The 25,909-nt window shown below is 42.3% G+C and carries 27 protein-coding genes and 1 pseudogene; 20 read left to right on the forward strand and 8 right to left on the reverse strand.

Annotated elements, in window-relative coordinates; genetic code table 11:
* The first annotated feature begins 220 nt into the window (after positions 1-220).
* Together G519_RS48795 and G519_RS0108400 are read left to right on the forward strand one after the other, a co-directional pair.
* The gene (locus tag G519_RS48795) at positions 221-703 is read left to right on the forward strand and encodes a PepSY domain-containing protein (RefSeq protein WP_051253252.1); all 483 of its coding nucleotides are present in this window, start codon (positions 221-223) and stop codon (positions 701-703) included.
* A gap of 308 nt (positions 704-1,011) precedes the next feature.
* Positions 1,012-1,608, forward strand: coding sequence for an undecaprenyl-diphosphatase (locus tag G519_RS0108400; protein WP_029194299.1), 597 nt, complete (start codon positions 1,012-1,014; stop codon positions 1,606-1,608).
* A gap of 76 nt (positions 1,609-1,684) precedes the next feature.
* Here G519_RS0108400 and G519_RS0108405 read toward each other — a convergent pair whose 3' ends face one another.
* A complete protein-coding gene (locus tag G519_RS0108405) occupies positions 1,685-1,885 on the reverse strand; it encodes a hypothetical protein (RefSeq protein WP_029194300.1) in 201 nt (66 codons plus the stop codon).
* A gap of 173 nt (positions 1,886-2,058) precedes the next feature.
* On the opposite strand from G519_RS0108405, the gene G519_RS0108410 reads away from it, so the two are divergent.
* On the forward strand, positions 2,059-3,474 hold the full coding sequence (locus tag G519_RS0108410; RefSeq protein ID WP_029194301.1) for a LysM peptidoglycan-binding domain-containing protein: 1,416 nt from the start codon (positions 2,059-2,061) through the stop codon (positions 3,472-3,474).
* 298 nt (positions 3,475-3,772) lie between these two features.
* On the opposite strand, the pseudogene G519_RS42250 reads toward G519_RS0108410, so the two are convergent.
* Positions 3,773-4,252 (reverse strand): annotated as a pseudogene (locus G519_RS42250) (C40 family peptidase); the annotation flags it as partial.
* A gap of 275 nt (positions 4,253-4,527) precedes the next feature.
* Between G519_RS42250 and G519_RS0108420 the strand changes: the two are divergent.
* The 3 genes from G519_RS0108420 to G519_RS0108435 all read left to right on the forward strand — a co-directional run bounded on the left by G519_RS0108420 (position 4,528) and on the right by G519_RS0108435 (position 6,499).
* Complete coding sequence (locus G519_RS0108420; RefSeq protein ID WP_029194302.1) at positions 4,528-4,947, forward strand: GTP pyrophosphokinase; 420 nt, start codon at positions 4,528-4,530, stop codon at positions 4,945-4,947.
* 285 nt (positions 4,948-5,232) lie between these two features.
* Positions 5,233-5,712, forward strand: coding sequence for a GNAT family N-acetyltransferase (locus G519_RS0108430; RefSeq protein WP_029194304.1), 480 nt, complete (start codon positions 5,233-5,235; stop codon positions 5,710-5,712).
* Positions 5,713-6,049: 337 nt separating this feature from the next.
* Positions 6,050-6,499 (forward strand): DUF441 domain-containing protein, encoded by a 450-nt coding sequence (locus G519_RS0108435; protein WP_029194305.1) that lies wholly within the window; start codon positions 6,050-6,052, stop codon positions 6,497-6,499.
* A gap of 153 nt (positions 6,500-6,652) precedes the next feature.
* Here the strand turns inward: G519_RS0108435 and G519_RS0108440 are convergent, their stop codons facing one another.
* The 3 genes from G519_RS0108440 to G519_RS0108450 form a co-directional block, all read right to left on the reverse strand.
* Positions 6,653-6,883: a cold-shock protein gene (locus G519_RS0108440; RefSeq protein ID WP_029194306.1), complete on the reverse strand. Its 231-nt coding sequence runs from the start codon at positions 6,881-6,883 to the stop codon at positions 6,653-6,655.
* Between the two features lie 72 nt (positions 6,884-6,955).
* The gene (locus G519_RS0108445) at positions 6,956-7,156 is read right to left on the reverse strand and encodes a cold-shock protein (protein WP_029194307.1); all 201 of its coding nucleotides are present in this window, start codon (positions 7,154-7,156) and stop codon (positions 6,956-6,958) included.
* A gap of 186 nt (positions 7,157-7,342) precedes the next feature.
* The gene (locus G519_RS0108450; protein ID WP_029194308.1) at positions 7,343-7,765 is read right to left on the reverse strand and encodes a MarR family winged helix-turn-helix transcriptional regulator; all 423 of its coding nucleotides are present in this window, start codon (positions 7,763-7,765) and stop codon (positions 7,343-7,345) included.
* Positions 7,766-7,960: 195 nt separating this feature from the next.
* Here G519_RS0108450 and G519_RS0108455 point away from each other — a divergent pair, with 195 nt between their 5' ends.
* From G519_RS0108455 to G519_RS0108480, 6 genes are all read left to right on the forward strand, one after another.
* Positions 7,961-8,416, forward strand: a complete 456-nt coding sequence (locus G519_RS0108455) for a CBS domain-containing protein (RefSeq protein WP_029194309.1) — start codon at positions 7,961-7,963, stop codon at positions 8,414-8,416.
* A 44-nt stretch (positions 8,417-8,460) separates the two neighbouring features.
* On the forward strand, positions 8,461-9,909 hold the full coding sequence (locus tag G519_RS0108460; protein WP_029194310.1) for an MDR family MFS transporter: 1,449 nt from the start codon (positions 8,461-8,463) through the stop codon (positions 9,907-9,909).
* Between the two features lie 217 nt (positions 9,910-10,126).
* Entirely contained in the window at positions 10,127-11,572 is a 1,446-nt protein-coding gene (locus G519_RS48410; protein WP_064743405.1) for an eCIS core domain-containing protein, read from the forward strand.
* A 140-nt stretch (positions 11,573-11,712) separates the two neighbouring features.
* Complete coding sequence (locus tag G519_RS0108470) at positions 11,713-12,318, forward strand: pentapeptide repeat-containing protein (protein ID WP_029194311.1); 606 nt, start codon at positions 11,713-11,715, stop codon at positions 12,316-12,318.
* 85 nt (positions 12,319-12,403) lie between these two features.
* Positions 12,404-12,805 carry an Rrf2 family transcriptional regulator gene (locus tag G519_RS0108475; RefSeq protein ID WP_029194312.1) on the forward strand — a complete coding sequence of 134 codons (402 nt, stop codon included), beginning with the start codon at positions 12,404-12,406 and terminating at the stop codon, positions 12,803-12,805.
* A 280-nt stretch (positions 12,806-13,085) separates the two neighbouring features.
* Entirely contained in the window at positions 13,086-14,492 is a 1,407-nt protein-coding gene (locus G519_RS0108480; RefSeq protein ID WP_029194313.1) for an MATE family efflux transporter, read from the forward strand.
* 856 nt (positions 14,493-15,348) lie between these two features.
* Here the strand turns inward: G519_RS0108480 and G519_RS47320 are convergent.
* Positions 15,349-16,533 carry an alkaline phosphatase family protein gene (locus G519_RS47320; RefSeq protein WP_051253253.1) on the reverse strand — a complete coding sequence of 395 codons (1,185 nt, stop codon included), beginning with the start codon at positions 16,531-16,533 and terminating at the stop codon, positions 15,349-15,351.
* Positions 16,534-16,703: 170 nt separating this feature from the next.
* Between G519_RS47320 and G519_RS42265 the strand changes: the two genes are divergently transcribed.
* The 3 genes from G519_RS42265 to G519_RS0108500 all read left to right on the forward strand — a co-directional run bounded on the left by G519_RS42265 (position 16,704) and on the right by G519_RS0108500 (position 19,611).
* Positions 16,704-17,906 carry a polysaccharide deacetylase family protein gene (locus G519_RS42265; protein WP_051253254.1) on the forward strand — a complete coding sequence of 401 codons (1,203 nt, stop codon included), beginning with the start codon at positions 16,704-16,706 and terminating at the stop codon, positions 17,904-17,906.
* A gap of 206 nt (positions 17,907-18,112) precedes the next feature.
* Positions 18,113-19,243, forward strand: coding sequence for an MGDG synthase family glycosyltransferase (locus G519_RS42270; RefSeq protein ID WP_051253255.1), 1,131 nt, complete (start codon positions 18,113-18,115; stop codon positions 19,241-19,243).
* A 59-nt stretch (positions 19,244-19,302) separates the two neighbouring features.
* Positions 19,303-19,611 (forward strand): hypothetical protein, encoded by a 309-nt coding sequence (locus tag G519_RS0108500; protein WP_029194314.1) that lies wholly within the window; start codon positions 19,303-19,305, stop codon positions 19,609-19,611.
* A gap of 127 nt (positions 19,612-19,738) precedes the next feature.
* Here G519_RS0108500 and G519_RS0108505 read toward each other — a convergent pair whose 3' ends face one another.
* Positions 19,739-20,284 (reverse strand): TetR/AcrR family transcriptional regulator, encoded by a 546-nt coding sequence (locus G519_RS0108505; protein WP_029194315.1) that lies wholly within the window; start codon positions 20,282-20,284, stop codon positions 19,739-19,741.
* Positions 20,285-20,618: 334 nt separating this feature from the next.
* On the opposite strand from G519_RS0108505, the gene G519_RS0108510 reads away from it, so the two are divergent.
* The 4 genes from G519_RS0108510 to G519_RS42275 all read left to right on the forward strand — a co-directional run bounded on the left by G519_RS0108510 (position 20,619) and on the right by G519_RS42275 (position 24,153).
* Positions 20,619-21,782, forward strand: coding sequence for an MFS transporter (locus tag G519_RS0108510; protein ID WP_029194316.1), 1,164 nt, complete (start codon positions 20,619-20,621; stop codon positions 21,780-21,782).
* A gap of 206 nt (positions 21,783-21,988) precedes the next feature.
* Positions 21,989-22,990 carry a serine hydrolase domain-containing protein gene (locus G519_RS0108515; protein ID WP_036632396.1) on the forward strand — a complete coding sequence of 334 codons (1,002 nt, stop codon included), beginning with the start codon at positions 21,989-21,991 and terminating at the stop codon, positions 22,988-22,990.
* A gap of 208 nt (positions 22,991-23,198) precedes the next feature.
* Entirely contained in the window at positions 23,199-23,588 is a 390-nt protein-coding gene (locus tag G519_RS0108520; protein ID WP_029194318.1) for a GntR family transcriptional regulator, read from the forward strand.
* The gene (locus G519_RS42275; RefSeq protein WP_051253256.1) at positions 23,563-24,153 is read left to right on the forward strand and encodes an ATP-binding cassette domain-containing protein; all 591 of its coding nucleotides are present in this window, start codon (positions 23,563-23,565) and stop codon (positions 24,151-24,153) included. The genes G519_RS0108520 and G519_RS42275 overlap by 26 nt, the downstream gene beginning before the upstream one ends.
* A 787-nt stretch (positions 24,154-24,940) precedes the next feature.
* On the opposite strand, the gene G519_RS0108530 is transcribed toward G519_RS42275, so the two are convergent.
* Positions 24,941-25,309: an alpha-amylase family protein gene (locus G519_RS0108530; protein ID WP_029194319.1), complete on the reverse strand. Its 369-nt coding sequence runs from the start codon at positions 25,307-25,309 to the stop codon at positions 24,941-24,943.
* A gap of 344 nt (positions 25,310-25,653) precedes the next feature.
* Here G519_RS0108530 and yjcZ point away from each other — a divergent pair, with 344 nt between their 5' ends.
* On the forward strand, positions 25,654-25,776 hold the full coding sequence (gene yjcZ, locus G519_RS48800; protein WP_084160079.1) for a sporulation protein YjcZ: 123 nt from the start codon (positions 25,654-25,656) through the stop codon (positions 25,774-25,776).
* Positions 25,777-25,909: the final 133 nt, after the last annotated feature.

The following is a 25,909-nucleotide window of genomic DNA, read 5'->3' on the forward strand; positions in this document are numbered from 1 at the left end:
CTTCAGGATGGCGACGGCAAATACGATAACACCATTGTTATGGGGAGATTTAATGAATGATACTCATAACGTTTAGTCATTGATGCATGTGCTAATGTCCGTTGCCATTATCAACCCCAGATTCTCATATAAATCTCATACGGCGTTTATCGTACTATCAGAAACTATTGTTACACTAATCAATGTAAGAAAAATACAATTGATAAGGTGGAATGAACCCATGAAATCGATTAGCAAGAAGATCATTGTAGGAACAGTAGCAGCAAGTTTAGTTCTAGGGAGCGGAGTAGTTGGACTGTTACATTCAACTGCGTTTGCGAATACAGTGGGGACTTCAACGCCTCTAATGACGACAAGTCAGGTAACGAACACTGAAAACGACAAAGAAGTAGCTGGCAGTGCTGAACAACAAGATCAAGATCAAGAGGTTGCTGATGACGTAGAACAAGCAAATTTACAGAAACAAGCCACAATCACAAAAGAACAAAGTGCAGCAATTGCTATTGGACAAGTTCAAGGAAACGTCAAAGATGTTCAGTTGGAAGATGAGAACGGTGTGGTCGTGTATAATGTGCAAATCCAAGATAGCAAAGGTCTGTTATTTGAAGTTAAGGTAGATGCTAAGACAGGGAAAATCACGAAACAAGAACAAGATAACGCAGAGCAAAATGGACAAGATGATACAGAAACGAATGACGATTAAAAAATATCGGGTTTAAGTAGGGGCTGTCCTAGTTAGATGACCGTTTAGAGCAAATAACGCCAAAGTAACTGGAGGAATTCCTGTTAGATATCGCTCCCTTTCGAAACAAAATAGAGGCTACTCGCTAGGTTATTAACCTTTTGAGTCAGCCTCTTTTTATTTTATCCACATTCTTTCTAGTTGACCAATTAAAAGCTATCTTGAAAATTTAATGAATGAAGTATAAAGCCGCGTTCACTCATAATCTTTTAATCTATGTTTAGTATTATTATTAACCGAGGTTAATAACACGATTAAAGGAGACATTTATGAATTTATCTCAACTTGATTATCAGTGGTTTCAAGCGATCAATGACTTAGCCAGCAAGTTTGCCGCCTTGAATCCTCTGATGGCTTTCTGTGCTGATAATTTGGATTACCTGTTTTATTTGGGTGTTATCGTTTATTGGTTTAGACGAACGCCTGATATTCGTAGAATGGTGTTTAATGCTTTAGTATCCGCGGCCGCAGCGTTAGGCACTAACAGCATTATCGGCAGCTTCTATCATCGTGATCGTCCATTCGTGGCACATCATGTTATTCAATTAGTTCATCACGAGGCATCCGCCTCTTTTCCGAGCAATCACGCTGCGGCTGCATTTGCCGTTGCAGCCTCGATCTGGCTTTGGCGGCGGAAGGACGGGAGGGTTTGGTTCATACTGGCTGCCCTTATCGGCTTCTCTCGTATTTGGTCTGGCATTCACTACCCGATGGATATTATAGGGGGAGCGATTTTAGGGATTCTCATTGCGGTCCTAATTGGCAAGCTGATGCGTTGGCAATTACTTAAATGGTTATCTGAATCCTTGATCCGCATTTATGAATCCGTTGAAATTAAAGTATGGAAACCTCAGAAAACGAAATAAAAGACACTGCCATGAATTCCGAATTAGAACCTAACCAAAAAAGCAGTCATTAAATTGACTGCTTTTTTGCTATTTATTAATTTGTTCCGCTGTTGTCGTTATCACTATCGTTAATGTTTATAACACTATTTACCAAATTTTTCGCAAGACCAAGTGTTGTTCCTACAGCATTTTCTGCCGTGTTAAATACGAAACTGCTGATAGATTGAATACCGTCTACAACAGCACCTGTTGTATTTTCAACGAAGTTGTTTTCATTTTGTTTATTCTCTGACATATGCATGCCTCCAAATTGTTATTTATGTTTTAATGTGCCATGAGCAGCGTGAAAGTATGTATGCATCTACGGATAATGCACAAAAAGAAAATTGGGTATTCGCCTAAAACACTAGAGACATTAGCGGAATAAAGTACATGTAGAAGTTAAAGGCGAGAGAGCGAGGTATTACTGTGCAAATTCATGTGGTGCAAAGAGGGGAGAACCTGTGGCTGATTTCAAGTCGTTATGGTGTGAATGCCAATCGGATTATCGCCGTCAATGAGCTTCAGGATCCCAATCGTTTAGTCATCGGTCAGGCATTAGTCATCCCACCGCCTTATCCCGAATATGTGGTCCGATTGGGAGACACGCTTAGGACGATTGCAGGCCGTTTCGGCATTTCCGTAGAGGCCATTGCTAAGGCCAATTCAATAACCGATGCCACGCAGATTAGACCCGGACAAGTATTAATCATTCCGGTTTTGTACCATACCGTGCTGCCTGGTGAAACACTGTGGATGATCGCCAACCGTTACGGCGTTACTGTGCAGGCCATCGCACAAGCTAATCAGATTACGAATCCTGCGCTTATTTCTCCGGGTCAAAACTTGAAAATCCCGGAAAAGATGAGGCAAATCATTGATGTCAATGGTTATACCAACGTATTCGGAAAGGTAGCTGCTGGGCAAGTTCGCAAGGATGGGGTGCATCTAACGTATTTATGCCCATTTGGGTATCGCATGAAGGATGATGGAAGCCTTGAGCCCGTTGATGATCAGGAGCTCATCGCAGCCGCATATGAGAAGCATGTCGTACCGGTCATGTCGATCACCAATTTTTCCGCAACGGAAGCCGGCTCGAAGCTGGCACATACCATTTTATCAAGTCCCGAATTGCAAAATAAGCTAGTGGCGAACATCTTAACCATCATGACAAACAAGGGCTATCGTGGGTTAAATGTTGATTTTGAAAATGTATATCCAAGTGATCGTGAATTTTATAATCAATTTCTTCGACTTGCCGTCCGTAAACTGCATGAGAAAGGTTTTTTCGTATCATCCGCCCTTGCCCCTAAGACTAGCTCAGAGCAAAAGGGTTTACTTTACGAAGCTCACGATTACGCCGCTCATGGAGAAATTGTCGACTTTGTTGTACTCATGACGTATGAGTGGGGTTACAGATTCGGTCCACCTCAATCCATCTCTCCCATTAACGAAATACGACGCGTTCTCGATTATGCCGTCACAGTCATTCCAAGAAATAAAATATTTATGGGCTTTCAGTTATATGCACGTGATTGGCTCCTTCCTCATGTAAAAGGACAACAGGCAGAGACATTCGATATGCAAGAAGCTATTCGCCGAGCTGTTCAACATGGGGCGGAAATCAAGTACGATCGGCTGTCCCAAACGCCATACTATCGCTATGCAGATGAGAAACAACATACGCATGAAGTCTGGTTCGAGGATGCAAGGAGTGCGCAGGCCAAATTCGATCTGGTAAAGGAATATAACTTAAGAGGGGTTAGTTACTGGGTACTGGGTTATCCGTTTCCGCAAAATTGGGTATTGCTAGAAGATAATTTTCAAATCCGTAAAATCATATAAAAAATACGAAAGCCAACTCTTTACCAAATATAATTGCTATGATGGACGAAAATTTTATAATAGAACTAAGAGCCCAAATTAGATCATGGGCTCTTAGTTAAAGTATTTTAACAAAATATTAGAATTAATTTTCTTCTTGTTGGTTCTCTCCGCCCGAACTTCTTGTAGGACGGTGATATACATTTACTGGGTTAGACGAATGTTTGGCTGGTGTGTAGGCTGGTTTTGGCTGAGTTGCATTAGGTGCAGCTTTTTGTTGCGGCTGAGGAACGCTAGGATTAAAGGTTTGACCATCTGGCAGCACGCGGCGGGCTGTCGTATAGTGAGAATTCCACCATCCGGAGTTCAAATCAGTGATCGTTACTCCCGCGCTGCCGAAAGTATGCAATAGTTTTCCGTTCCCCATATAAATTGCTACATGATGAATGGGGCTATAAAAAAACACAAGATCACCAGGTTGCAATTGATCTCTTGAAACATAAGTCCCTGCTTGCGACTGTTGTCTGGACGAACGAGGGATATTAACGCCGTTAGCTTTGTAAACATATTGAGTAAATGAAGAGCAATCAAAGCTGCTCGTATTTCCAGTACGTGCACCAAATTGGTAACGTACGCCCATAAATTGTTGGCCAGTTTTAATAATGTTGCTTGCAGTAGATGAAGTGGACACTGAAGCGGCATGAACTGATTGAGGACTCAACATCATACTTCCTGCAGCAAAAATGGACAAACTAAGGCTTAATCCCACTAACGACTTGCCAAGACGGGTTTTCTGCATGTTTATCATGTTGTATTTCCTCCTGTGTTGGATCGTATTTGGCTTTCGCCTGAAAACATCGTATCATAAATATAGTCTACTAATATTTACCGAATAGGATGTAAAAGCAAGCACTTCCTAGTATTAGCGGTGATTATTAGAAACCTATTAGAAAAACATGAGAGAAGATACCTTGAAAGTTCAAAAACAGGTAAAACCATTCCTTTTTTCTACCGTCTAAATAGTAATAGGAAAAGAAAATGTTCAGAAAATAGTTCACTAGAGGAGTTGTCAAAATGAGCACTTTAACCAAAGCCATACTAATAGCCGCGAAAGCTCATGATGGTCAAACAGATAAAGGCGGAAATCCATATATCTTACATCCTGCCAGATTAGCAACTAAAACTAGCAGCGAAGAAGAAGCAATTGTAGCCATTTTACATGATGTTGTGGAAGATTCAGATATTACGCTATTTGATATAAAAAATACAGGTTTTAGCATAGATATTATTGAAGCTTTAGATTGTCTTACAAAAAGAGCAGATGAATCATATGAAGGTTTTATCAATAGGATCAAATTAAACCCCTTAGCGACGAAAGTGAAGCTTCTCGATCTAGAGGATAACATTGATATAAGTCGAATACCAAACCCAACAGATAAAGACTATGCAAGGATTGATAAGTACAAGAAGGCACTTGCAGAACTTAAATTCTAATACAACTACTATTACGAATAACGAAAATACAGCATGAGAGGATTGCAGATGTAATGAGTGATACGGTTAATCTTACAATTGGAGGTTCCTATGTTTTTGCTCCAGATAATCCAAGAAAGACGAAGAATCGGGGTAGGAAATGCACCATTCTTTCTTTCGAGTTAAATGATGAGTATGAACTAGAAGTTAGGGTTGTATATCATGATACGAATAGAGAAGCATTATTACAGGTAAGTGATTTAAAGACAATAACGGAATGAAATAAATATTCTAAGAGGTGAGTCAGTGGTAATTGTAAGACTTTTAGAAAAGCAGGAATATGATTTTTTCATGGATATGCACTATGAGTCCATATATGTATTAGAGGGCAAGCCATCCAAAAATGTACTTTTAAATGATCCTAATATTAAGAAATACAGTGAGGGATGGGGAAGAAAGGGAGATAGGGCTTTGGTAGCTCTGATTGAAAATAAACCAGTTGGGGCTGTATGGTATAGATTATTTGGCGAATCAAATAAAGGATATGGATATGTTGATAATGAAACCCCAGAATTAGGTATCGCTATTCTACCTGATTTTAAAAAACAGGGAATAGGTACGATACTTATGAAACAAATCCAACAACAAGCTATTTCCGATGGATATAAATCGCTATCTTTAAGCGTTGACCCAGATAATCAAATGGCAGTTCGACTATACGAAAAACTTGGATTTGAGACTTTTGGCATGTCGGGAACTTCAAGGGTTATGAAATTGACTTTCTAATCTACATACTACGGATAACTATATTCCTTTATTTTGATGATAGAGAATAATAAATCCAAAGTATTATTTTTAAATGATGGTTTAATAAATATCCCTCAAAGAACGGAAAAGTATTACGACTTAATATATTGGTGAGAATCTTAGCGATCATATTGTTAGGTGGGATACGTTTTATCAAAGTGAGGCGTTCAAACAGCCCGTAATAAACTTGCCTCGAGTAAGGAATACTATACTAAAAACCTTTTGAACAAGAAGAACGCGATGCTTCGGCCTGCATTCATAGCATGTGAAATAATAGTGGCACTGTTAACTACATAAAAGAAGGAGGTTGGTCGATTTGCCTCAGCTAGATATGCCATCGTTGATGCTCATTCTGCTAGCGCTACTTGGAGTCATCAGCCGCAACAACTCAATTACGATTGCTGCCGTCGTGCTTTTGCTGATTCGAGTCGTTAAGTTGGACCAAGCCTTCCCGTGGATTGAGAAAAATGGCCTTTCACTTGGCATCATTATCCTGACAATTGGTATTCTTTCGCCTCTGGCCAGCGGCTCGATCAGCATGAAGGAGCTTTATCAGTCCTTCTTGCATTGGAAATCAATCGCCGCCATTATCGTTGGGGTATTGGTAGCTTATCTAGGCGGACGAGGCGCTCATTTGATGGCCGGCAACCCTACGATCGTAACAAGTCTCGTCATCGGGACGATTATAGGCGTGGCATTTCTAAAAGGAGTGCCTGTTGGGCCGTTGATCGCTGCCGGAATTTTATCGCTGCTGATTGGGAAATGACAGATAAGCATTATTTGACGCTATGTACGAATGGGGAGGACATCGTAACAAAAACCTCATTATTATTTTAAAATTATAAAAAAAGAGGAGCCGCCCTGTGGCAGCTCCTTTTGGGTACTCATCCTATATACCTTTTGTCATACTTACAGACGTCTATGAGATCTGTCTGCCTTTATTAAGGGACTTCATATCTATGTTGGAGTTGGCAAGTAGAGGAAGCATCTTCACAGAGCTAATCATAGGAGAAAGGCACTGGTGGCAAGTTGGAACGTACTCAAAAGCGAAATTGTCTCGAATCCAACCCGTACAATCATCTTTCTTGCAAGACCAGATTTTAGTGTTTTCTTGAGGGAGATCTTCTAACGATTTTCTTCGAAAATACATTGTATACTCCTCCTTAGATTAAAAAAACTGTCCTTAACACATGTTAAGGACAGTTTGCTGTGTATTACAGTTCTACAGCTTTACAACATTCTCGGCTTGAGGTCCGCGGTTGCCTTGAGCTACATTAAATTGAACACGTTGTCCTTCGTCAAGTGATTTGAAACCATCGCCTTGAATCGCGGAGAAATGAACGAATACGTCATTTCCGCCTTCCATTTCGATAAAGCCAAAGCCTTTCTCTGCGTTAAACCATTTTACTGTTCCTGTTTCCATAATCAATTACCTCCAAATAGTTATTTAACATGTTTTTTTAAACAAAAAAATCACACATTGAAAAAGGAACCATTACACAAATGATCACCTTTTCAATATGTGAATTTATGTTAACACTGTTTATAAGGTCATCTTATCATACAAAGGTATGTAAAGCAATTTATTGACGATGTTGGTCAGAAGGGTCTATATAAAAGTGCGATTAAACTTACTCAGAAGTTTCCCGAACATTTGCTGATCTTCCAAAGACCAGTCATGCAATAGCTCCGCTACACGTTCGAATCGAGCCTGTTTGTTTAACGCTAGTTCTTTGGCCCCGCGTTCTGTGATTTGAAGGGAATAGGCACGTCCATCCTGGGGATCTAGAATTCGATACACATAGCCTTTTTGTTCCAAAGCGGCAGACTGTCGGCTGATTGTCGAGATATCCAGATGAAATTCCTCCGCCAAGGCTTTGACGCCTGCAGACCCGTGTGTAGAGATTTGATGAAGTAAAAGATAGGCTGCACGATCAAGATTCCCAACTTTCATATTGGTGGTTGCGGCCATTAACCGGCGCATAAGAATCGCTAATTCAAGCTCAATCGTTTCTGCAGGATGATTCTTCATAGGTTACCTCGTCTTTAATTTCATTATAAATTTTTACTATATTTACTGTAACATACCCGGTATGGTTTGAAAATCTTCGAACATAGGACTACATATGGATTGACATCGTCACATATAGTTGTATAATGCAAGTATATATTTTCATCATACAACTTATTTGAACAGAAGGCAATTTCTTAACTGGAGGGGATCGTCATAAAAGCATATGAGATTATGGTCCGTCAAGTCTACAAAGTAAAAGAAGGCGATTCTGTTCGCGACGTGATTGAGAAATTTATTAAGCACAGAATCAGTGGGCTTCCCGTTGTTAACGATCGGAATGAAGTGGTCGCTTATCTGAGTGATGGAGATATTATGCGCTACATCGGAAAGCATGAGGACCATGTCTTCGGCTCTTATTTCTACACAACAGTCATCAAGGGAGACAACGAAGAGTTCCACGAAAGAGTTCACAGCCTGCTTCCTTTAAATGTCATGAAAATCGCACAAAAGAAGGTAATTGCCGTAGACTCTGATGAGGATATTGAACAAATTGCTGCCATTTTGGGTAAAAAACGAATTAAAAAACTGCCTGTTCTGAATCAAGGCGTTCTTGTCGGAATTATCAGCAGGGGGGATGTTATTCGTCATTCCTTCCAATCCATTTTGTAAATACGCTTGATGCAGGGACAGAGCAACGAGTTGGAGGAATAGAAGTGGAGAGTACTGACTCAATACAGAAACCATTCTGGCGTATTGTTTTTGCCATATTTTTCGGAAATTTCATGGCCACCTTGAGCACGACTTCTATAAATGTGGCTTTGCCCGTATTCATGGATGATTTTAATGCTCCGCTGAATACCGTTCAATGGATGATGTCAGGATTTATGCTGGCAACAGGTGTTATTGCTCCTATTATTGGTTATATGGGAGATCGATTAAGTTATAAACGTCTATATGTCTATGCGTTAGGTGGATTTACTCTAACATCCTTACTTTGCATTTTCGCATGGAATATGGAGTCGCTGATCGCATTTCGAATTCTTCAGGGACTCTTCAGCGGCATTATTATGCCCACAACGATGACGATTATTTACCAGGTTATTCCCAAAGAGAAGCAAGCTAGCGCAATCAGTCTTTGGACGGTCTCAGCCATGTTGGCACCGGCATTCGGCCCAACGCTCGGGGGTTGGTTAACGGAATCTTATGGCTGGAAAGCTTTATTCCTCATGAACATCCCGATCGGGATTATAGCAATGATCGTTACTCAGCGTTTTATTCCGTACTATCGGTTGGGGAAAGGTTTATCCTTAGACTTCATCGGATTTATTACAGTCATTATCGGAACGAGCTCGCTGCTAACATCGTTTAGCCAGAGTCATAGCTGGGGATGGACATCGTGGAAGACGATATTGCTAATGCTAGTCGGCATCATCATGATTGGCTACTTCATAATTACGTCACTAAAATCAAACGAACCGCTGCTTAATTTGCGCTTATTCCAAATACCTCGGTTTACGTACAGTCTAATTTTGAATTGCAGCATTACCATTTCTCTCTATGCGGGAACTTTCCTTATCCCGATTTACTTGCAAAAAATCCAACATGAATCAACACTGTACACAGGACTTGTCATGCTGCCGGGAACACTGGCTATGGCGCTTGTTTCATCACTGGTTGGAAAAGTGTATAACAAAGTGGGTCCATTCCGGTTGGTCATGTCCGGTGTCCTACTAATGGCTGTGGCTACATGGGCGCTGTCCCGATTAAGCATGACATCGGGTACCATCTTCGTTGTTAGCTGGATTGCCATTCGTTACATTGGAATCGCTATGAGCAATATGCCTGTAACCAATGCCGGTATGTCCGCCATTCCGTCTCAATTGTCAGGTCAAGCATCCGCGCTAATGAACTGGATCCGTCAAGGAACAGCGGCACTTTCTGTTTCTCTTTTCAGTACCATTTTATCTTCCAGAACTCTTGATTATATGGGGAAATCAGGAGCGAATGATAGTCTAGCGGCTTCGCGCGCACTCACCTTTAGCATACAGGATTTGTTTATAATTGGAACGATACTTGTTGTCATTGCGGTTCCACTCACTTTTTTCCTCCGGGAAAAAAATCACTCTGAAGGTGGACTGATCATACGAAAGATAGAGGGGTAATGCAAATGAATATCCGCCTAAATGGCGGCTTTTTTTACCACATAAGAAAGTATAAGTTTTCGGATCACGAAAACCACTTTCTTATTGGCGATAAAACCTACCTCTAAACGCGGTCGCTCATCTTTGAATGGCCTCGATAGAGGTTTTCTCATAGCATTCATGTTCGACATAATGTGATAAAATAGAAGTAAATGGTATGTGACGAGGAGGTGTCAGGATGAAAAATCAAAGTTTAATGCGCAGACCAAGTGAAACATCCTCTTTAATAAATCACGGGCAGGCAGCTTACGCGCAAGCGTCAATGGGGCAAAATTATATACATAACTTACATAAAACAGTGGGAAATCGGGCTGTTGCCCAAATGATGCGGGCTGGCCTACAAGCCAATCCGATGCAAACGGTCCAGAGTAAGACGAACCGTACAGGGCTTCCAGATGATTTGAAATCAGGCGTGGAGAGCCTTTCGGGGATTTCACTGGACGATGTGAAAGTCCACTATAATTCTTCTAAGCCTGCCCAATTGCAAGCCCATGCTTACGCGGAGGGGACAGATATTCATGTTGCACCCGGACAAGACCAGCATCTCCCTCACGAAGCGTGGCATGTAGTGCAGCAAAAGCAAGGTCTTGTGAAACCCATGATGCAAATGGGAGGTGTTGCGATCAACGATGATGCAGGTTTGGAGCAGGACGCTGATATCATGGGTGCCAGGGCCTTACAGCAAGCCCAAGGGGGAACTGAGAATTCACCTCCAGCCATTCAAAGAAGTTCGCTGAGTGGAGCCGGCGTTGTACAAAGAATGCTTGTTTCCAGTGTCAAAAAAAGTAACGGCGACGAGGAAGAAAAGCAAGTGAATGCCTCCGATCTCGGAGAATCTAATGTCATATTTAAGGAGTACGCGCAATTCCTTGAAAATGACAGCTCTGCCTATGTCAAAGGTGAGGTAAAAAAAGGGATTGCAGGCCTGAAAAAAGTACTGAATGAAGCGGAAGTCGACGCCGGTGAGTTAAAAGAAAGCTTTATTGCCGGACTGATTCAGAATGGGTTATGGAAAGAAGCAAAAGATAGCGATTTTGATGCGCTGCGGACACAAATATCCACGCTTTATCCAGATTTCAAAGGTGTTGACGAGTATACAAATCAGGAAACAATCGATTACTGTAAGGATGATCCTGAGCCGCTGCAAGTCTGGTTAGAGGAACTTATAACATTGACAGGGGACAAGGTGTCTGATTTTGTCGCTGGCGCTGCTTCCTTAACAGCAGGTTGGAAAAATTACTTGGCCTACGTTCTTTATGATAAGGCTAAGGTTAAATTTTACGATATGACGGAAGAATTTGTTCCGTTTGTTCAGCCATTTATTCAACTCATCGAGGATATCAACGCCAACCGGATTGATAGTTTGGACTATGTGAGAAAGTATGGCAATAACCCAGCTAATTACGGGGCTGAATTTGAGGTTGCGGGCCCTGCTGAAATGGTCACGAAGTATGACGATAAAGCCGTTGTCCATACGCATTATGACGCTAACAATGCACAGCCAAATTATGGGCATACGAAACCGTATGATAAAAGATATGAAACGGGTTACGGATATACGGTTGTAAATCTTCCCGCACTCTTAGGGATGGATGACACTCAAAAAACGTATAATGCCTTGTAGAAATTGTTGGTTCAGATGTACAGGCATATTATCCCCTTATAATCCGCATTCACTGCGGATTTTTTTGTTTTTGCTTTCTATTTGACTCGGCCAATCACTTAAGATAGAATTAATTATTTTCATTTAGAAGGAGTTGCCAGATGTATTCATATGTCGATCAAGAATATGTTGAACAAGATTTCAGCCATGCCGATCAGAAAGACGGAGAACTGCGGAATTGCACGTTTACAAGGTGCCGATTTCGCGGCACTCATTTAGAAGAAGTTTATACAATGGGTTCACACTTCATCGATTGTGATTTTACAGGCGCTCAGTTAAACGGTTCGGTACACACGGGTTCGGCTTTTACGAATTGCGTGTTTAAAGGAGCTAATTTATTCGTTGCCAAATTCATAGATTGCAAAATGATTGGTTCTGACTTTGCAGAGGCCTTGCTCGATGGCATTACCCTTCAAGGTGGTGATTGGTCTTATACGAATCTGAGACATACGAATTTAATGAAACAGGGGCTTAGGGGCATTCGTTTCCGGGAAGCCGACTTGAATGGATGCAATCTGGAGAAGTCCGATCTCAGGGATGCAGACTTGACTCGGGCTCAAATGGGGAAAGTAAAATTACAAGGATCGGATCTAAGAGGTGCTATCCTTGATGGAATTGATTTCAAGTCTCTAGATATTAAAGGGGTGCGGATGGATATGACACAGGCCGTAGCTTTTGCCCGAGCTTATGGAGCGAAAATCGACTAGATGCGTAGAGTTATTACTTGACACTTCCTATTTATAAAATCTATTATGGATAAATAAAATCTTTTATTGAGGAAGATGATTTCGTATGAAGTACTCGAAAGCTACGAACTATGCCCTTCACACCATGCTTTTTCTTGCAGCAGCCACGCCGAATAAGCCTGTTGGTGTGCAGCAAATGGCCGAGCAGCAAGAGGTTTCCCCTACTTATCTATCCAAAATATTAACCAAGTTAGTCAAGGCGGGAATGATTGAATCGGCATCAGGCGCCAATGGCGGATACAGGTTAAAACGGAATTGGGAAACCATCTCGTTCCTTGACATTATTCACGCTATTGAAGGGACTGCCTCTTTGTTCGATTGTAGCTTGGATCATGGAACGGAATGTATGATTATGCAAGTGGTACTATCGGCTGAGGAAAAGATGGAAGAACATTTGAGAAATCAGACCATGTCTGAGCTCGTCAAAAAAATGAAGATAGTTTTGTAAAAAAATTATCTTTTTTTTAGTTTAATTGCAGATATGAAATATCTTTAAAATCTATTATATAAGCAGCTCAAAAATATAAAGTTACTCCTATTATGCGAACCGGGCAGGATAGCGGGATTAACTGTTGAATATTGTTTGTATGATTTCAATTTAATAGAGAACGAGAACTCATGAAGGTGTTATGAAAGATAGTGAAGTTGGAATCCGATCTTGTCGTTTGTGGCCTAGTTCCCGCAGTTTCGGCGACTTCGGACGTTTTCGAATGGGAAGTGAACCTCTTATGATTCCGTTACGTTATAAGGCTCGATGCCATGCTATTTTGAACAAATATCTTTCAGGGGAATCTATTGATTACCGACAGGTCATATCGCTTCTTCTCCCGATCCTCATCGACCAGGCCTTCCTCGTCGGCCTAAGCTTGGTGAACACCGCGATGATCAGTTCGTCGGGGGTGGCGGCGATCAGCGCAGTAAGTATGGTTGATTCGCTCAATCTCTTCCTGGTTAATGTCTTCGTCGCTTTGGCGACCGGAGGAACGGTGGTGGTGGCGCAGTACAAGGGCAGCGGGAATGATAAGATGTTATCCAAGGCGGCGGCAGCATCGCTTACCGCGGTGACTTTGGTTGCGGTGACGCTCAGTCTGATCGTCCTTTTATTTTATCATCCGATCCTGAAGGTGCTCTTTGGAACAGCAGAACCGGATGTGTTCGACCATGCCGGCACTTATTTAGTGGGGAGCGCTTTGTCTTATCTCGGGATCGCGTTGAAGGAAGCGGTCTGCGGAGCGCTGAGGGGGATTGGCAGAACTAGAGTGACATTAGGGTTGTCTCTAATCCTGAACCTTTCTTACGTATTACTGAACGTCTTGTTTGTCCATTTCATGGAAATGGGGGTGCTAGGTTTGAGCGTGGCCGTGAATATTTCCCGTTATTTGGCAGCGGCCTGCGCATTGTACTACCTTCTCCGAATGGATGATAGCCTGCGAATTCGCCTTAAGGAATTGATGAGCTGGAATATTTCCATGTTTAAGAAAATCATGTTCATCGGGCTGCCCTTCGCTGCTGAGCAGTTGTTTTTTAACGGGGGAAAAATGTTAACCCAAATCTACATCGTCAGCCTAGGCACATACGAGATTGCATCAAACGCCATCAGTTCCGTATTCGCAATGCTTTTACAAATCCCAGCCATAGCATTATCTACAGCATTAGTCACTGTGGTAGGGCAATGCATAGGGAGGGGGAATATTCAGGATGCCCGCAAATTTACGAGGTCGTTTCTGTGGCTGGCGTCTGGCTCCCTTTTGGTGACAGGGCTTATTTTGATCCCGTTCTTTAAGCCACTGGTTAGTTTGTTCCGCCCTCCAGCCGAAATCATGGATGATCTGTATCTCATTATGATAATCAATATGTTAGCCCAGATCCCCCTATGGCCGATCAGTTTTCTGCTACCGGGCGCGCTGCGAGCAGCGGGGGATTCTCGTTTCACCTCCATTTCTTCAATGCTGACCATGTGGTTGTTTCGGGTTGTGCTCGGTTATGTGTTTGGTATTACGCTAAACCTTGGGGTAATCGGGGTGTGCGCGGCTATGCAATTGGAGTGGGGCGTGCGAGGTACAATCTTCCTGCTGCGTTATCGCGGGGAGCGGTGGTACAGGCACCGCCTGGTAGAGCCAGTGAGCGGAAAGTGAAATGAGTGACTGAAAATAAGAGCTTATTAAATAACTAACACGCACCCGGCATCACCAGATTTTAGCGGAACGTAGAAGCTTTATTTTGCTCTAAACAGCTTATTTCACGTTTTCGCGGAACAAGGAGCCTCTATTTCCCGCTTTCGAGGTGGAAAAAACGGTAAAACGGCAAAATAGGGCCCGTACGTTCCGCTGCGGGTCCCGCATTGGCATAATCATCGAAATAAGGGCTCCGCGTTCCCCGCGATCCTAAGATTTGCAGCCTAAATGTTCGAAATCACTCCACAGAGTTTCGCTTTCAAGTCGACCTATCATCCAGTGGATTTGACCGCCTTTTTATATGTATTTGAACAATTTTTTTCTATTACCTGCCCTCGCACCCAACTTTACACTACCCTCCAATAAAGGAGCAAGTCACATGGTTTACCACAAATCAAACAATGAATGGTCCCACCTGTGAACATATTCTTGACTATCTACCTGCCCTCGCACTCAACTTTCTACTATACACTCTAATGCCAGAGCATATCTCATGGCCTATCACAAGCAAGCCGCTCCAATAGTCTTCTATTTGTATAAGTCTGATGCCTAAGCAAACAAAATAATTTTGGAGACTGGAAGAAATTTTGGTAAAGTGGTGATTCGAGGTAAAGCGAAAAAAGGACTGTCCCATTAGGCGTTCATCTTTAGGCTTCCTCTGTTTTCATTGTTGCACTAAATGGAAAACTTCTTATTCTAGGTGCAGTTTTCCAGTTAGATGACCGTTTAGAGCAGTTACTCCAAATGAACAGGAGGAAATCCTGTTAAATTTCGCTCCGTATCGAAACAAAATAGAGACTGCTCGCTAGGTTATTAACTATTTCCACATAGATGTAATAGGCTGTATTTGCTGAACATCCCTTAGTAGCGGCAGACGATAAACGTCCTCAATCGTGCGAAGTACGTTTTTATGATTCACATACTCGTCATACTGCCCAGGTTTAACCATGGGTCCAACGACGATGAGGGGGATATGATTCGCCTTCGCATAATCGTCCTCATCCCATGTAACGATGAGCAAGCTCCGATGTGTTTGAGCCCAGGTCACATACGCATCCAGATTCGTTTGAAGCCAATCGTCTGCCTGCTTCACGGAACCGTCGTGCATATCGTCTTGATGATTTGGAATGACGAAAGATACGTTAGGTAGGTTCGTAAAATCCTGTGGAAATTGTGAATAGGGTTGATTCAGCTCTTTCGGTACGTTTGTAAATTGCACCCATGGATTATGCTTGCGCGCGTAGCCATTTGACCAGCAACCTGTGTAACCCGCGGTCGGCAAATCTTCCGAATATCCGGTGAAGGTCAAGTTGGCGCTTAATAATTCAGTGACGAGATTCTGTGAGGTGAACGGTTTTTTACAGATGTCGTCGGTTACTCCTTGTGTAGAGCCTGAAAACAAAGCGAGATAGTTAGGCTGGCTTGGATGTGTGACTCCATGCGCATTCGTGAACAGCGCACCGCGCTGAATGAGCGATTGCATATAAGGAGCATCGGGGCTTCCTACGATTTGATTATAGGAATGGTTTTCTTCAACTACAACGACAATATGATCAATCGGCGGCGTCAAACTGGAGTTTGCTCTATCGTTTACAAACACAGAGCTTGTGGCTTGATCCCAATCGATCTGAAGACCAAATTGCTGGGCGAGAAAACGTACCGGAAGCATCGAGCTGCCGCTTTCGATATAGGGCGCCGAATCAAGTGTATATAAGCTGTCATTCACTTGAACGACCGGGTTGCCGATCGTAAGCTGAATCCTTTTATCTGCCTTATCAAGAGTAACTTTATGCTGCTCGTTTTCCCAAGTCACTTGAAAGCCAAGCGCTTCAGCAATCGTCCGCAAGGGAACGAAAGTAGTGCCATTCACGTTTTGCGAGCTGACTTCGGAGTTTAGTTTGTTGCCGTTCATAAACACTTGTGTCGGAACACTGGCGTTTGCAGCCGTTGGAACCGACAATGCCAGTAACACTGCAGCTATAGAAAGTAGCTTCTTTTTCATCATGCACCTCATGTAGTAAGTTTTCTCAGACTTCCTGCTCTAAATACTTAGAGCTAAGCAGAGAGAAAAAGTTGCACTTTTTCGTATTGGTTAATTTTTCCGGAAAATAGTCGAACAGAACCTTACTTTGCAACGTCTTCTTGATGGTGGTTGCATAAGGAGGGATTCATTTGAAAACGAAATTCGTTTTGAGGTTAAGCGGGTTGCTTGTGGGGATAGTTCTTGTTTTATTTTTAAGTATTGAGATGGGAAGTCGTCACGTATTTACTCCGCGGCAAGATCACAGTTCTATTCAATCACCTCTACCGTCTGCCTCCTTAGATCATGTTCCCGTATCTACTCCCATACCAACCTTAGAAATAGCAGCAGCGGCTTCTCCCACTACTCCTGAACCAGTACCAGTCGAAACACCATTAGTCCTTTTCAATGGACAGATCGAACATATCTTTTTTCACCCTTTGATTGCATTCCCGGAGCTCGCCTTTGATGGAGATTCTATGGCGAAAGGCTATAATGATTGGTTCGTCACGGTGAAGGAATTCAATAAAATCTTAGATTCGTTATACCGGAATCAGTATATTCTAATTGATATTGGTTCGTTGTATACGGAAAAAGAGGGTGTTGTCAGGCCACAAGAACTGTGGCTGCCCGCGAATAAAAAACCCCTCGTACTTTCGATTGACGACCTCAATTATTACACGTATATGCGCGAAAATGGTAATGCCTCTCGATTAGTCTTGGATGACAATGGAGAAGTTGCAACTTATTCCATGACACCTCAAGGGGAACCGATTACGGCGCGAAATAGTGAAATTGTCCCTATTTTGGATGATTTTGTCCATGCGCATCCCGACTTTTCTTGGCACGGTGCGAAGGGAGTTATTGCCCTAACTGGATATGAGGGCATTCTTGGGTACCGCACGGATCAACGCGACTCGCCTAATTATATAAACGCCAAGGAGGGTGTACTTCCTGTTATAAAGCGCTTGAAGGAGACCGGATGGACTTTTGCCTCGCATGGCTATGGGCATTTGGATACAGCAAAAATTACCTTGAATCGATTCAAGCAGGATACGCTGCGCTGGAAGCAAGAAGTAGAGCCGCTGATAGGCGCCACCTCTGTATACATTTATCCATTCGGAAGTAGTGTGCTGCCTGAGGATCGCAAATATCAGTTTCTTATGGAGGAGGGCTTTCGAATCATGTGTTCCGTGGGTCCGGTTCCATACCTTGCTTTTAAGCCAGACAGCGTCATGATGGATCGCAGACATATAGATGGCATAGCTCTTCACGACCAGCGTTCCAGGCTGCTACCTTTGTTCGACAGTCAGGAAATTTGGGATTCTATAAGACCGGGATCGGGTCCAAAATAAATTAGGAGAAGGATTCGCTGTTATGGCAATCCTTCTTTTTACTTTAACTATGAATTAATAAAATCTTAAGAAATGATTCACACTTCCTTAACTGTTATTAACTATGATTTAGAAGTGATAAATGAAATGACTCATAGTCAAAAATGTATCGTATACATTAAATATAAGATATGATTTGCTAACTCGAAGGGGAGGTTCGTTTTAAAATGAATATATTTCCCAAAATTTTGGTTTTGACAGCTGGTTATGGCAATGGACATTTACAAGCTTCTCAAGCTTTGAGTGAACAATTCGAAAAGCAGGGAGCAAAACAAGTTGTCACACTTGATCTCATGAAAGAAGGACATCCTTTATTAAATACGATTACCATTTCTCTTTATAATAAAAGTACACAAGTGGCAAGAATGGGACTGGATTATTACGGTTGGAGCTACTATTTGACAAGGGAAGCGGAGTATGATGCGCTGATTAATCGATCTTTAAATATTTTGGGTCGGAAGAAATTATTTCAGTATATACAGCAAATACGACCAGATGCAGTAGTGAATACCTTCCCATTTGGGGCAACTCCTGAGGTTTGCAGGACACTTGGTGTTAGCAACTTTACTGTTATAACGGATTATGCATTGCATTCTAGATGGATTCATCCTGAGGTAGACAAGTATTATGTCGCTACAGAGGTGCTGCAGCAGCAGCTCATGAGTAAGGGTTTTACGAAAAATCAAATCCATGTCAGCGGCATTCCTATCCGTAAGCAATTCGATGAAATGAAATCAGACAAGCAATCCGTATTGGTAAACAACACGAAGAAAAAATCGATTTTGGTTATGGCAGGTGATTATGGGATCTCGAGCTACATGGAAGAAATGGTTCTATCTTTACTAGCCATAGGTGATCATGAGATTACGGTTATTTGCGGGAGAAATGAGAAAGTTAAGCATAAATTGGATGCTCTTCAATCGTTTCATCCTAACTTGAATGTTCTCGGATACGTTAGTAATATTCACGAATATATGTCAAATACGACTTGTATCGTTACGAAAGCAGGAGGCCTAACTTTGACTGAGGCGATCTCCATGCGCATTCCAATTTTCATATTCAAACCGTATGCAGGACAAGAGAGAGAGAACGCCATATTTTTGTCCGAACAAGGGGTTGCTTCGATTTCAAATCATGTGGATGAGCTTGCAGCTCAATTAAAAGGTTTGATAGATACGCCTTTGCTTCAGAGTGAGATCAAGAGTCGAATGCTTGCTCTAAAGAAAACCCAAGCAGCTTCTGTCATTGCTCATGACATCATGGAAACGATCCGTCAACCCATTTCTGTTTCTGTATGAGCAGGAATTTTAATTGAAAAGATTGAGAAAACTATCAAATATGGGAGTGACTGATCAACTTGAAATCTCAAAAGACTCTCCCTCACGCTCGGCTTATGAGTTTCATTAGTTTACTCATCATTGCTAGTATTATTAGTTATTATATCTATCTACTTCATACCGGTACTGCCCAAAACATGCTGAAATCCATCAAAGATTTGGGTATATTACCGTATAGTATCGCCATGAGCGGCATATATGCAGGGGTTCGTAAGGGCTCACTGCTGTGGGGAGTTATCGGAGCGGTCGTATGCATCGTATTATTAGGATTAAGTTGGTTGTTAAAGAGAAGAAATAATATGCTAATGGCTGCGAAAATAGGAGAATGATGCGACTTTGCGTCTTCCTTCATACATTATAAAAGATGGGGTAGCCAACGGCTATCCCATCTTTCATTAACGCCAACAAATTGAAGCATTTTAAGGAGAACACATGTGTGCTTGAGCTACATATGGATTACACATTTCTATCTAGTAATGTCCCTAGTTGTTCTGCCAAGACATGATGGGGGACAGGCTTTTCATTAGTAAACCACCATTCCACTACTCCTACGTAAGCAGATGCAACAAACCTAACTAGAAGATCTTCATGTAACTTCTCGTTCTTGCCTTTGGTTACTTCGACCTCACTCGTTAATTCTTCGATAAGTAAGTCAAGAAACCGACCCCGAAAATAAGGAGCACCTTTACTCGCTAACATCATTGAAAAGAATGAATAATTACGTTCAAAGTATTCGGTCCACATCAGAGTCGCTTCGATAAAATCCAATTCGGATGCCGATTTGCACATTCCCCTTAGAACGTTTATATGTTCTTCAATGAGCTTATCCAGTAAATCAAATTTATCCAAATAATGGAGATAGATGGTCCCGCGGCTCACATTCGCCCTGTCGGAAAGATCCTGTATCGTAATGTCATCAAAATTTTTCTCTGACATCAGTTCAATAACTGCTTTTTTTATCGCTTCCTGCGTTTTGAGTATTCTTCGATCCACTTTAGCCAATTGGCGGTCACCGAGCTTTCTTAACTAATTAACAATTATTAAGTAGTTGTTCATTTCTTAACAAATCACGCTTATTTAACAATTGCAGATTTTCTGTACCTACTTATAATTATAGACATGTGTTCAGGAATTCATCAAGAGTTATTCGACGACGTATTGTCTCAGAAGAAGACAAGATTTCTTATATGCTGGAACGAGAGGGGAAATTATTGGGCCGGTACTAAAGGACTATGCGAATCGAGATGAAATTGTACTCGCCACAAAGGTTAATAGCCGAATGCATGCTCACCGGATAGTTGGTCATCAGTAAAAGCGGTTAAGGAGGTAGAAAAAAATGGAGCGCCTATGGACGAAGCCATTTACTCTCATGACGGTAGGAAACCTATTCTTATTTAATGCATTTTATATGCTGTATCCGACGTTGCCGCCGTTCATCAAACAAATGGGGGGCAACCAATCGCAGGTCGGTCTGGCGATGGGCGCGTTTGCGCTGTCCGCCGTTATTTTCCGGCCGCTCGTCGGCGGACTGCTGGACCGGTTCGGCAGACGTCCGTTTATCGTCTGGGGGCTGCTTCTATTCATCCTGGCGATGTATATGTATAACTGGGTCGGGGGAATTGTCATTCTAATAGGGCTTAGAATCTTGCACGGCATGAGTTGGGCTATTTCCACAACTGCCACGATCACGGCGATTACAGATATGATCCCGTCTAGCCGCCGCGGCGAAGGAATGGGGTGGTTTAGCACATCTATGACCCTGGCTATGGCAATTGGACCGATGTTCGGCATCTGGGTTTCACAGAACCTATCGTACAGCTCTTTGTTTTTAATCGCCGTCGTCTTCTCTGCGGCAGCACTGCTCCTAACACTTGGTGCAAATACGCCTTACCGGCCGCAAATAGGCGGAAGAAGAATCGAATTGTACGAAAAATCGGTTTTGCCCGTTGCGGCATCTGTCTTTTTTCTGTTTATCGCTTATGGCGGCATTACCACCTTTGTTCCGCTGTTTGCAGACTCGATCCAGGTTAATTCCGGAGCGTTCTTTCTGGCCTTTGCTGCAGCACTTGCGCTCAGCCGTCCTATTTCGGGAAAACTATCTGATCGGTACGGAGAGATGTTTGTCATTGTACCGGCACTTGTGATTACGATTTGTGCCTTAGCTGTCTTGAGCCTCTCAACCGATTTGATCGGCGTGGTCGTATCGGCTGTTCTATATGGAATCGGCTTCGGCTCTGCGCAGCCGGCTCTTCAAGCAGCAACGATACGTCTGGCACGTTCGGACCGAAAAGGGGTTGCCAACGCCACGATATCGACTGCTAATGACCTTGGCATCGGGCTAGGTGCAATCATGTTAGGCTGGGTCTCCCAGTACACTAGCTACCAAGTATTGTTTGCGGTCAGCGCAGTGTCAGTAGCGTTTTCCTTGATTCTTTTTACTTTCTTTATGAAACGTTTTTTGAAAAACAAACCGTCTCTGAATGCTGATTCGAATTTATAATTGAATTAGCAAGAAACGATACTAAAAAGCAGGCAGCTGAGGCGGTCTGCTTTTTTACTTGAATTAGCGTGCAGAATCGTTCATTCGCTTTAAAGGGAAGTATGGATCCGTTCGCGAATAATTAAATATCTTTTGGTATTTTTGTGGAATTCGTAAACATACAGCTGTGATGGACGTGGTAAAAGGAGAGGAGAATATCGATCCAAATGTTAGTTGATCCTTCGAATCATGCGTTTAGTGAACTAAATGAGTACGTCTTAAAGATAAGAAATCTGATTAATGCAACAGCCGCATCCACTTATATTATTCAAAATGATTGTGTGGTAAATGAATGGTATTCGGGGTGTCACGACAATACAGTAGACAGTCGAAGGGTAGATGCCGAATCCAAGTTTAATATTGCTTCTGTCCGTAAAACATATTTAGGTTTCGTTGTTAGCCTCGCTCTTTACGAGGGGAGAATCAAAAATTTAGATGACTGTGTTACTGATTATCTAGATGATTTGGACGAAATTGTCTTAAAAGATACTACAATACGTCATCTGCTAACGCATACTCACGGTCTCCAAGGCAGTGATACTCTTATAAAAAGGGCTTTTCCACCAGGGACAGATTGGAAGTATAATAACACAGGTGTTAATTTGCTAATAACTCTTGTTCAAAAGGTATTTGGTCAAACACTCGCTTTGATTTTGCAAGAAAGACTGTTCTTACCCTATGGTTTTACAGAAACTGGTTGGCAGAAAGAGAAATCAGAAAAATTAGTATGGCTGAATGAAAACTATAAGGATAATCAAGGCAATTATGGAAATCTATTTGTTAGCACGAGGGAATTAGCCTATTGGGGTTATATTCATTTAACAAAAGGAAAAGTTAATGGCATGCAATTTGTTCCTAGCTCTATTTTCGAACAAGTCAGTTCTATTGCTACACCTTTAAACCTTAACGAAACTTTACCACGTAATGGATTTTTTTGGTGGATCCAGGACAAATTTCGACCTATAACTGAATTAGGAGACCAACTCCCCAAAGGTGCTTATCAGTCACTTGGTTTATATGAAAATACTATCTTAGTTATCCCTGAGTATAATGTTGTGGCAGTAAGAATGTTGAACCAAACCGATCGTAATCCTCCCCAATATGACTATATAAAAGACATTCAAACCTTCGGAAACCTTGTTTGCAAATGTGTTTTGTCACAAGAATAGATTTAACCTAACCTTTGCCTTAAAAAGGGGGCTGCCCCATGCCCATCAAGGTAAGATTTTAAAGTACCCCCAAACAGGAAAAAACGTCCTCGACATAAGAAATAGCTAAATTTTTTCATTTGAAATATCTATTGACTTCGCATTTGTTTGTTGTTACTGTATTAATTAATTAATACGGTAATACTGAATGAGATTGGTGGAGGCTGCGATGGAATTCAATCAGAAGGAACCGATTTATACCCAAATTATCGATGACATCAAAATAAAGTTCATCAACGGAACGTATCAATCGGGTCAGGAAATTCCCTCACGGCGCGAGCTTGCCAAAAGACTGGGGGTCAACCCGAATACGATCCAGAGAGCCTACAGGGAAATGGAGGACATGAAATTGATTGTAACGGCAAGAGGTCAGGGAAGCTTTATGACCAGCGATTCGAAAATTTTGGAAGCATTAAGGGAAGAAGCGTTGAACGCTGCGGTTAGCCAAAGCATCGAAATGTTACGTTCTTTCGGGAAATCGGATGAGGAGATTCTGGATACGATGAAAAAGTATATGAAAGGGGAAAATCTCAATGATCAGAGTGGAACAAGTCGTTAAGACGTTCGGAAATAAAAAAGCGTTGGACAGTATATCCTTCTCCGCCGGGGAGGGGCGAATCGTTGGATTGCTGGGTACGAACGGCGCAGGCAAATCAACGATGCTCAAAGCGATGGCCGGACTGCTCCGGCTGGATCGAGGCAAGATTACTATGGACGGCAAATCGCCGTGTTTGTCTACAAGAGGGATACTGACTTACCTTCCCGACAAGGATGTCTGGTATCCATGGATGAAATTATCCGATGCCATGCAGTATATGAAAGACATTTATTGGGACTGGGACGATAATAAGGCTCGTCATTTGCTCGATTTTTTCGAATTAATGCCCGAATCGTCGATTCGAGAGGCGTCCAAAGGGACGCGAGCTAAGATGAAGTTGTTGCTGGCACTTAGCCGGCAAGCAAGCCAAATATTTGTTCCTGGACGAACCTTTCTCGGGAATCGATCCTTTCGCGAGACAGCAGATTGCTCAAGCGATTGTGGAGGATTTTGTGGAGGAAGGTCAAACCATTATCCTAACTACGCACGAGTTATCCGAAGTTATGCCATATGTGGTCGGCGTTAACCGGATGCCGTTCAGGCGCTACGCCTTATTCTCATATACGGCGGGCTTCGTCTGGACATTCCTGTTCTTTATAATCGGACGTTATGCAGGCGATCACGCGCGGGAAGTCGGTTCGCTCATCTATGAATACGGCTTGCGCTTCCTTTGGCTACCGTTCGTCCTCGTTGCGGTGTGGGCGATTATCTGGTTTGCCTACAAACACAATAAACCTGGAAGGGGTCAGGCTTGACGATACTCGTTCTCGTTGCGGATGACGATCCGGAGATTCGCGGCGTCATTCGCTTTTATTTGTAAAACGAAGGCTACGGCGTCTATGAAGCGGAGTACGGCGTTCAGGTACTCGATTTGCTGCGAAAGGAAACGGTCGATTTGATATTTTGGACATTAATTCAGGCTTTCTTTATTTTTATGTTGGTAAATTTATGTCAACAAAATATGCACAAAAGCCCCTACATTGTCTAAGTCCATAAAATTGAAGATTCTCGCTTCTTTACTCAGGATGAGTCATTATAAATAATATACAAGAATAGGGTAGGGCAGTTCGTTTATGAGATGGGTGTTGGATGAACCGTTAGATATTTGGCCAGAACCGATGACGTTTTCCTCTATGTGGCCGGTTAGTGCATTCCAACTCCCCAGATGAACCTTCATACCCAATGACAACAGCAGGTTGCGTGTGCTCAACAACTTCCCGATCGAAACTTTTTCGGGTAAATCTTCTTATTGAGAGAGCCAAGTACAACTTGGACAGAATACCCCTTGTCCTTCAAATACTGCAGCATGAACTTCAGGGAAAAAGTAAACACCCCGCAGTGATCCCGTTTGGGTAAAGGGTGCTGCTCGGGACGGGCCTTCCATATCCATCGATGCTGCCGTTCCATCCTGCGTCTACATTGATGTAATTGTAGCCGTGCGATTGGAGACTTGTATGCATGGCATCGGACTGTGCTTTAATTTGCGCTGCCGTAATCCAACTGGAATTGCCCGAGTACACTTGCATGGTGTAGCTGCTCCAGCCCATTAAGGGTTTGAGTGCTAACCCATTATTGGCCGCATTCGCGACCTGTCCCGCTGAAATCCCAAAGCCCGATTGTACGGTGATTATAAGTAAAAACGCGAACACAATAGACCTTGCTTTTTTCAACCATGTCAACATAAATCCATCTCCTTTTTAAAAAATAACATCGTGTGAATCAAGAATTAGCGCACGGAACGAATACCTCCTATCAAAAATGATAGCGCTTTCTCAAATCTGATCATATAAGGATTCCGAAGTCTCAAGCAAGGTACATTTAAGCTATTTCACGTACAATATTCCTTATTTTCTCGATAGTACGAAACGGAAGTGAGAGTAGTCATGCCTTCAATTGATACATGTTTTTGATAATATTAGATTTTCATTCGCCGATTGTCTCCTAATGGCATACGTCCAAGCAAGCAATATGTACCGAGCATATATTTATACCGTAAGTGAAAAATCAATGAAGGGAATGAGTACACATGGGAGCAGTTGGTTATGGTGGTGTAGGTTGTGGTGATGGTTATGGATGGAGCCGCAATGTAGCAATTGTTTTGGTTCTTTTTATTCTTTTGGTAATCATCACAACAGCGTTTGTAATCTAATTTAACAACTCGAACAAGAAAAACGGCTCGTGTTCGCGAACTTCACGAACACGGGCCGTTTTTTCTGTTTTTTCTGATCATTAAAAAGGTTGTCTTGCTGCTGTTGAGCTTTCCTAGGCGTTTGCCTCCCAGT

The organism is Paenibacillus alginolyticus DSM 5050 = NBRC 15375, assembly GCF_000422905.1.
GTDB classification, from domain to species: Bacteria; Bacillota; Bacilli; order Paenibacillales; family NBRC-103111; genus Paenibacillus_E; species Paenibacillus_E alginolyticus.